Below are 7,881 nucleotides of genomic sequence, written 5' to 3'. Positions count from 1 at the left end.
CGCGAGATGTCAGAACATAAAATACTCGAAGAAGATTTAGGCATAGATGTATATTTCTGTGACCCACATTCACCTTGGCAAAAAGGCACATGCGAAAATATGAATGGTTTAATTAGGCAATATTTACCTAAAGGGATTGATTTAAATCAGGCAGATCAGCATTATTTAAATCAAGTTGCCATGTCACTGAATACTCGTCCTAGAAAGGCGTTAGATTGGCTTACACCATTAGAGAAATTTGCTCAGCTTGTTGATTATCATATGGCTTTTGAAACTGTCGCACCTCATGTTTGAATTCGCCATGTTTTGAAAAGCTCACTTTCGGGAGCTTCTCTATTAATTAAAATTAGTTAAAGAAAGTTTTGATCACGAATATCTTAATTTGGTTTTCTTTGTCAAAATCTTAATAATCTTAAAGACCTGATTATTCAGCTTTAGTTTTTGATGGACGGTTGCACTGTCGAGTTGATCCCACAGCTCAAATGGAAAAAACTCTGAGCTATGATCAAATACCCATAACCATTGGTAGCTATGGTTCAGTGTATGAGTATCAAAACGAACATCTTGAACTTTGACAATCTTAAGCTGTTTATGGTGTTCGTCTTGAAGAATAATTTCATGGTTCTCCATTAGACCGCCACAAATTAAAAAACAGGTTTTAAGTGTACTTGAAATAAGATTTTCTGGTTAATTGGTTAGGTTGGCATTCATTTACAAAACATTTCTACTTGTTAAAGTTTGTCATTTTCAAAATGATAATAATCTTTACTCTTGAAATACAAGGTTTTAAGTAGGTTGCATTGTAAGGCTTATATCTAAGTGTCAGAATGCAGTTGACATTTATCTTCGAGTTATCGCTATGAGTTTAATAGGCTTTATGTATGCAAGTAAAACCAATAGTGAACATAGTCAAATAAAACAAGATTTAATTGATATCCTCACAGAAGCAGTCAAATTCAACTCTCAAAATGACATTACTGGTGTGCTTTACTATGGTAATGGATACTTCTTACAATACTTAGAAGGGGAGAAAGAACAAGTTGAGACGCTATTTTATAAATCAATTTTGAAAGATTCGAGACATCAAAACTGCGAAATCATCTTTTTGGAACCGTCCGAACAGCGGTTATTTAAACATTGGAGTATGAAATTTGCGCCTATAAATACCAAAATAAAAGATTTCTTTTTTCATCATCATGTTGATGAGTTTAATCCGTATTTACTTAACACTAATTCAATCCCATCTTTTATTGAATTACTTGTAGATCAACCCAATTTGAAAGCGGATCAATATCAAGTTTAACCAAAAATATATTTTTTGATTGGATATAGATCCAAAAAGAAAATGTTGAAGGGTGATGATATTAAAGTTTCTAAAAAAGCCCTGCACAATCAGGGCTTTTAAATTTATATTAAATCTAAATAGTACTATTTTACATTTACGGCTTACTACTAACTAATGATTTTTCAAATGCCATTTCTGCATCTTTTACAATAGCAGAAAGTTTTTCTGGTTGAATAAATGCATTAACTTGACCTGCATCTTTGCGCGCTTTATTTCCCATAACATCTGCAACTTCTGGATGGCTAGTAAGCACAATGTCTGCCTTCATATTTTTTAAACGCTTAAAACTCTGACGATAATCTTCTACAATATTTGGATATTGATGATTATTTTGTAAAACATTGCCAGCAACAGAGAGACTGCAAGGGAAAACAACATTTAGATTCTTACCATTAGATTTAACTTCAGTTGACCAAGTTGTACAACCCGGAGTATGGCCTGGGGTAAGAGTAGCTTTTAGTTTTAATTTCCCTAGTTTAACTACTTCTCCATCGTGAATGACTTTATCAACTTTAACTGGAGTAAAAGGAATACTTTGGAAGGTGTTTTCACCTATTGGTTTTCCTATTTCTAAAGCCTTAACATCCTGCTGCATAGCAATTAATTTGGCGCCAGTGTCTTGTTTAATGCGGGCAAGTGCACCTACATGGTCCCAATGAGCATGGCTTGTAACCATAATTTTTACATCTGATAACTTAAAACCCAATTTTTTAATATTCTGCTCTATTTGCTCTGTATTTTCCGGAAGACCTGTATCTATCAATAAAGCTTGATGATCAGAGGTCAATAAATAGGTTCCAAGACCGTGAGTACCTACATAGTATATATTTTCAGTAATTTGGAATGGCTGAGTATTTTGCGTCCAGTCATCAGGTAACTTTAATGGTGTAGCTGAGGCAGATAGAGAAGTCAGCAATATACTTCCTGTAAACAATATCTTTTTCTTCATCTTTATTGGACTCGTAGGTTGGTCGCAGTAATTAAAGTTTTATATTTTAACGCCTTTGCTATAATTAGACCCTAATTTATTCATAAAAAAATATGACCATTCATTAAATTTTTATGTGTTTATGTTTGTTTTTCATTCATTCTTACTGATAAGTCATTTCAGAACCAGTCTCTTTAAAAAGCCTTTGGCTCAATCTATAAATAGCTCTCAAAAAATTCAAATTAATAAATTAGTAAAGACTAGTTTTTAATGTAGGGAGGATAGCGATTTGATGTTTAAGATACAGCTTTCTCACTATTTTCTTAAGATTAAATTATGAAAATCTACTAAATTATTTTAAAAAATATATTATTTAATTGTCTTTACTAAATAATATGAAATTATTAATTTAATTTACTCAATAATTAATAAGTTTTATAAATTAATAATGGCTTTTAAATAATTTGTTTTACTAGAAGATTTATATAAGTACCTGTATTTTATTGATATTTTAAAATTTAAATAAATTACATTGTTTTTAAATATTTTAGTGATATTTTATTTTTAAGCTCATTTATCTATTACCAATCGTGGATATTGTGATTTTTATCATTTTAGGTTTGGGATAACCTAAATATCTTTTGGTAATTTTATTGAACCTAATATCTATTCTTTAGGGAGAAAGAATATATGTGGGAATTATTTGTAATTCTACTTTCGCTTGGGCTGTTAATGTATACAGCTTACAAGGGCTTTTCTGTCATTCTCATGGCACCAATTTGTGCCTTACTTGCAGTTTTACTCATTAACCCAGCCAATGTTTTACCGTTTTATTCGGGTGTCTTTATGCCCAAAATGGTGAACTTTATTAAAGATTACTTTCTTGTGTTTTTGCTCGGGGCAATTTTTGGTAAAGTCGTTGAAATGTCAGGGATTGCTGAGTCTATCGCTCGAACCATTGTGAGATGGATTGGCGCAAAAAAAGCAATTTTAACGGTTGTATTACTAGGTGCAATTTTAACATACAGCGGTGTTAGTTTATTTGTTGCTGTATTTGCCATTTATCCTTTTGCCAATCAGTTATTTAGACAAGCGAATATTCCAAAACGTTTAATTCCGGGGACCATCGCGCTGGGTGCATTTACATTCACTATGGATGCATTGCCAGGTACGCCACAAATCCAGAACGTAATTCCAACCACTTTTTTTGGTACCAATATTTATGCCGCACCATTTCTAGGAATTATTGGTGCTATTTTTGTTCTATGCATGGGTTTAAGTTACTTAGAATGGCGTCGCCGCGCTGCTGCAAAAGCGGGGGAAGGATTCTCTGGTTTTGGTATAGACAATACACCGTCTCAAGAAGTTGAAGCTGATATGAACTTGCAAAATAATGGAAGTTCGGCTCGTCAGTTTCTAGCATTTGTACCGCTCATTCTTGTTGCAGTAATGAACAAATATTTATCTAAAGCAATCAAAGAATGGTATCCAAATGGCTTTGATTTTGCCTCAGTTGGTCTAGCTGATTACACCGTAGATGTTGCGAAAACTGGTGCGATATGGGCGGTTGGACTTGCGCTCATTGTAGGGATTATTACTGCAATTTTGTTTGATTACCAACGTGTAGTAACGAACTTTAAAGAAGGTATTAATGCGAGTATCGGCGGCTCACTTTTAGCCGTGATGAATACGGCTTCTGAGTACGGTTTCGGTGCCATTATTGCGTCATTACCGGGCTTTGCCATGATTAGTCATGCAATGAGCAGTACTTTTACAAATCCTTTAGTAAATGGGGCGGTGACGACAACTGTTTTAGCAGGTATTACCGGTTCAGCTTCTGGTGGTATGAGTATCGCTTTAAGTGCGATGGCTGAACATTATAACGCCGCGATTTTAGCTGTGGGTATTCCACCAGAAGTTATGCACCGTGTAGTTGCGATGGCGTCAGGTGGTATGGATACCTTACCGCACAATGGTGCTGTCATTACTTTACTCGCTGTTACAGGTTTAACCCATAAACAATCGTATAAAGATATATTTGCAGTTACGGTAATTAAAACATTAGCAGTATTTGTGGTGATTACGGTCTTTACCGTAACGGGTATTGTTTAAATCAGCACGTTATAAGTATTAAGGAGTAAATAGATGACTAAACTTTTAGACGGTAAAGTTGCTTTTATTACAGGTTCTGCAAGTGGTATCGGTCTAGAGATTGCTAAGAAATTTGCTCAAGAAGGTGCCAAAGTTGTCATTTCTGATATGAATGCCGAAAAATGCCAAGAAACGGCGAACTCACTTAAAGAGCAAGGTTTTGATGCCTTATCTGCACCATGTGATGTAACTGATGAAGACGCTTATAAACAAGCAATTGAGCTGACTCAAAAGACCTTTGGTACGGTTGATATCTTAATTAATAATGCTGGTTTCCAACATGTTGCGCCTATTGAAGAGTTTCCAACGGCCGTTTTTCAAAAGTTAGTTCAGGTTATGTTAACAGGGGCATTTATTGGTATTAAACATGTTTTCCCAATCATGAAAGCTCAAAAATATGGTCGTATTATTAATATGGCTTCAATTAATGGCTTTATTGGTTTCGCTGGAAAGGCAGGCTATAACAGTGCTAAACACGGCGTAATTGGTCTAACAAAAGTTGCCGCATTAGAATGTGCACGTGACGGTATTACAGTAAATGCTTTATGTCCGGGGTATGTAGATACACCATTGGTTCGTGGGCAAATTGCAGATTTGGCTAAAACCCGTAATGTAAGTTTAGACAGTGCACTTGAAGATGTAATTTTGGCAATGGTTCCTCAAAAGCGTTTGCTATCTGTTGAAGAAATCGCTGACTATGCAATTTTCCTCGCAAGCGAAAAAGCAGGTGGGGTAACAGGCCAAGCTGTCGTGATGGATGGCGGTTATACGGCCCAATAATTTAATTGTTTTATAAAAACCGCTTATTTTATATAAGCGGTTTTTTTATTCATTAAAAATTTACGATCGTCTACTGTTCAAAATAATGTTTTATCTCTACTATAACTTGTTATAAAAAAAACGAATAAAATAAGTTCGTTAAGGTATAAATTTATACTTTAAAGGTATTTAACTTATTTCCATTTTTAAAATTTAATAGAGTATGAGAAAGTAATATTTACGCATGTCCTGATTAGATACTTTCAGGAAAACTCGTCAATTAAAGGGTATTAATTGGCATACAAGTTGCTTTTTTAGCAATAAGTTTTAGCTAGGTGAAAAGGATATGATATCACTCAGCCAACAGATGGAACTCAATCATTATTCACGCAAAGCTGAATTTGCGCAGAATCTGATGTCCACAATTTGTGGTGAACACCGTCTAGACACGATTTATAAAGACAATCTCGATTTCCATTATGACGGAATGCGTTTGCCTAATAAAAAAATGGCAATCGGCACAATCAGTTATGGTGCAAATGTCGCTATTAACATCTCAAATTTAAAAGCGTATAGCATTAGTTTACCTATACAGGGGCGACAAGCTCTCAACATTCGTGGTGCACATTATCAATCTGATGAAAACAGAGGCCTAATTGTTTCAAATAATGATCAACAAGATCTGATTATCGATAAAGACTGTAGAAAATTTCAGGTGGTTATTCCTGAGCGAAGTATGCAGATTGTCCTTGCAGATTTACTGAATAAACCTATAGAAACGCCTATCATTTTTAACCCTGAAATGCACTTAGACTCTGAGCAACTGATTGGCGCATGGTGGAAGAATATTCAGAATTTTTTACAGCTAAAATCGAAATATAGCAATTTTTATGGTTTGCAGATGTTATCTGAAGACTATGAAAATTTTGTAATTAAAGCCTTACTATTATCTCAAGAAAACAACTACTCTGAAGCTTTAAAGTCACTTTCATATCAAGATGAGCCAGCTTATATTCGTAAGGTTCGTAATTTTATTATTGAACATGCTCACGAAGAAATCTGTGCAGAAGACTTGCAACGGTTGGCTGGGGTTTCAAAATCAAAATTGTATGACGAATTTCAACAGTACTACGGCACCAGCCCAATGTCGTATTTGAAAAAATATCGACTCCAACAAATTTACAAAATCTTGAGCACTACAGGAGCAGATAAAAAGGTTTCTATTTCAAAGCTTGCCTATGACTGGGGCTTTAATCATTTAAGTCGTTTTTCTCAAGAATATCGTGAAGAGTTTGGCGAAAATCCAAGTGAGACTAAAGGCAAAATTTTCTGATATTTAACTTTCACAATAAAAAAACTGATTTAAGTAATTAAATCAGTTTTTTTTATTTATCGATTAATGTTTATAGACTTTCTTCGAGCTTTAACACCTGTTTGTGTTTAGATTTCTCATAAATTACTTTCAAGCTAAGTGCAATAAATGTGATCCTAGACAGTATCGTGGACAACAAATCCCTCTAAATTCTTAAAATATTTCTTCTCAAAGGCTTCAGGGCTTAACCAGCCATTTGCAGAATGTCTTCTGACCCGATTGTAATAAATCTCAATATAGTCAAACAAGACAGCATTCGCTTCTTTTCGAGTGGCAAACACACTGCCATGGACCACATGACCTTTCAATGTATGAAAGAAGCTTTCAGTCACTGCATTATCCCAACAGTTTCCACGTCTAGACATACTCTGAGTACAATCATTTGTCAGTAACAGCGCTCTAAAATCACGACTACAGTACTGTGAACCTTGGTCCGAATGAACCATAACACCAGTTGGATACCCCTGACGAGCCATTGCATAGTTAAACGTATCACACACCAACTGGCGGTCTATTCGATGGCTGGTTTGCCACCCCACGATACGACGACTAAATAGATCCAGCATCACACATAAATACAGCCAACCTTGCTTGGTACGGATATAGGTAATATCCGTTGTCCAAACCTTGTTAGGCTGAATGACTGTAAATTGACGCTCTAACAGATTGGGTGCTGTAGGCAAACGATGGTTTGAATCAGTCGTATGCTTGTATTTACGCGCAATCCTGCTGCGTAAACCCAGATTTTTCAGCATTCTTCCAACAGTGCGTTCACTCATGCTGTAACCTAAATCATGCATGTCATGTACCAATGAAGGTGCACCCAATCGTGCATGATGCTGCCAATATACGGCTTTTAAATCATTATATTTCTCTACCGTATTGGCCTGACGTTTTCGCCAGGCATAATAGCCTGAAGTGCTGACACCTAGGTATTTACAGGCAGAAGATACCGTGACTTCATTCATATCTAGATCTTGAATTACCGTGTACTTTTCTTGGCATGATCTGTTAGAAAGTACACATGCGCTTTTTTTAAGATGTCATTGGCTTCCTTGAGCTGTTTGACTTCTTTCTCTAATTCCAAGATCCGCTGTTGTTCTGGTGAAAGTTGACGTTTGCTTGAACCCACTGGATTGGTTTCACGAATCCATTTGTCTAAAGTTGAATAACCCACACCTAATTTCTGGGCGATTGCAGCTATAGGCTCGTGTGAGTTTGAAAGTGCATAATCAATTGCTTGCTGTTTAAATTCAGCACTAAAACGTTTGGCCATTTCTTGGATCTCCAAAGTTAACGTTACGTTATCTTTAGAGGGAAGTACTG

The 7,881-nt window shown here is 35.5% G+C and carries 8 protein-coding genes and 1 pseudogene; 5 read left to right on the top strand and 4 right to left on the bottom strand.

Features of this window, described 5'->3' with window-relative positions:
• A partial coding sequence (locus tag J671_RS25650) for an IS30 family transposase (protein ID WP_000305193.1) occupies positions 1-294 on the top strand: 294 nt, incomplete at its 5' end.
• 72 nt (positions 295-366) lie between these two features.
• On the opposite strand, the gene J671_RS23990 is transcribed toward J671_RS25650, so the two are convergent.
• On the bottom strand, positions 367-630 hold the full coding sequence (locus J671_RS23990; protein ID WP_006580922.1) for a hypothetical protein: 264 nt from the start codon (positions 628-630) through the stop codon (positions 367-369).
• Between the two features lie 229 nt (positions 631-859).
• Between J671_RS23990 and J671_RS23985 the strand changes: the two genes are divergently transcribed.
• Positions 860-1,303, top strand: a complete 444-nt coding sequence (locus J671_RS23985) for a BLUF domain-containing protein (protein ID WP_004708845.1) — start codon at positions 860-862, stop codon at positions 1,301-1,303.
• A gap of 136 nt (positions 1,304-1,439) precedes the next feature.
• On the opposite strand, the gene bla is transcribed toward J671_RS23985, so the two are convergent.
• A complete protein-coding gene (bla, locus tag J671_RS23980; RefSeq protein ID WP_006580921.1) occupies positions 1,440-2,294 on the bottom strand; it encodes a putative subclass B3 metallo-beta-lactamase in 855 nt (284 codons plus the stop codon).
• 669 nt (positions 2,295-2,963) lie between these two features.
• Between bla and J671_RS23975 the strand changes: the two genes are divergently transcribed.
• The 3 genes from J671_RS23975 (at position 2,964) to J671_RS23965 (ending at position 6,516) form a co-directional block, all read left to right on the top strand.
• A complete protein-coding gene (locus J671_RS23975; RefSeq protein ID WP_004887284.1) occupies positions 2,964-4,385 on the top strand; it encodes a GntP family permease in 1,422 nt (473 codons plus the stop codon).
• Positions 4,386-4,418: 33 nt separating this feature from the next.
• Positions 4,419-5,204 carry a 3-hydroxybutyrate dehydrogenase gene (locus J671_RS23970; protein WP_031983714.1) on the top strand — a complete coding sequence of 262 codons (786 nt, stop codon included), beginning with the start codon at positions 4,419-4,421 and terminating at the stop codon, positions 5,202-5,204.
• 325 nt (positions 5,205-5,529) lie between these two features.
• Positions 5,530-6,516, top strand: coding sequence for an AraC family transcriptional regulator (locus J671_RS23965; RefSeq protein ID WP_004887279.1), 987 nt, complete (start codon positions 5,530-5,532; stop codon positions 6,514-6,516).
• A gap of 70 nt (positions 6,517-6,586) precedes the next feature.
• On the opposite strand, the pseudogene J671_RS26230 reads toward J671_RS23965, so the two are convergent.
• Both J671_RS26230 and J671_RS23960 read right to left on the bottom strand, forming a co-directional pair.
• Positions 6,587-6,670, bottom strand: a pseudogene (locus J671_RS26230) (hypothetical protein); the annotation flags it as partial.
• A gap of 1 nt (position 6,671) precedes the next feature.
• A protein-coding gene (locus J671_RS23960) for an IS3 family transposase (protein ID WP_085945698.1) occupies positions 6,672-7,831 on the bottom strand; the annotation gives its coding sequence in 2 pieces (ribosomal slippage) (positions 6,672-7,597 and positions 7,597-7,831; 1,161 coding nt in all).
• Positions 7,832-7,881 lie beyond the last annotated feature (50 nt).

Origin of the sequence: Acinetobacter sp. 1130196 (assembly GCF_000588095.1) — a bacterium.
Classification (GTDB): domain Bacteria; phylum Pseudomonadota; class Gammaproteobacteria; order Pseudomonadales; family Moraxellaceae; genus Acinetobacter; species Acinetobacter nosocomialis.
The sequence above is the reverse complement of the archived record's forward strand: the minus strand, read 5'-3'. Positions and strand labels throughout refer to the sequence as shown.

Excerpts from the sequence above, each read along its gene's own strand:
- J671_RS23990 (WP_006580922.1), bottom strand. The coding sequence starts at position 630 with ATGGAGAACCATGAAATTATTCTTCAAGACGAACACCATAAACAGCTT.
- J671_RS23985 (WP_004708845.1), top strand. The coding sequence starts at position 860 with ATGAGTTTAATAGGCTTTATGTATGCAAGTAAAACCAATAGTGAACAT.
- bla (WP_006580921.1), bottom strand. The coding sequence starts at position 2,294 with ATGAAGAAAAAGATATTGTTTACAGGAAGTATATTGCTGACTTCTCTA.
- J671_RS23975 (WP_004887284.1), top strand. The coding sequence starts at position 2,964 with ATGTGGGAATTATTTGTAATTCTACTTTCGCTTGGGCTGTTAATGTAT.
- J671_RS23970 (WP_031983714.1), top strand. The coding sequence starts at position 4,419 with ATGACTAAACTTTTAGACGGTAAAGTTGCTTTTATTACAGGTTCTGCA.
- J671_RS23965 (WP_004887279.1), top strand. The coding sequence starts at position 5,530 with ATGATATCACTCAGCCAACAGATGGAACTCAATCATTATTCACGCAAA.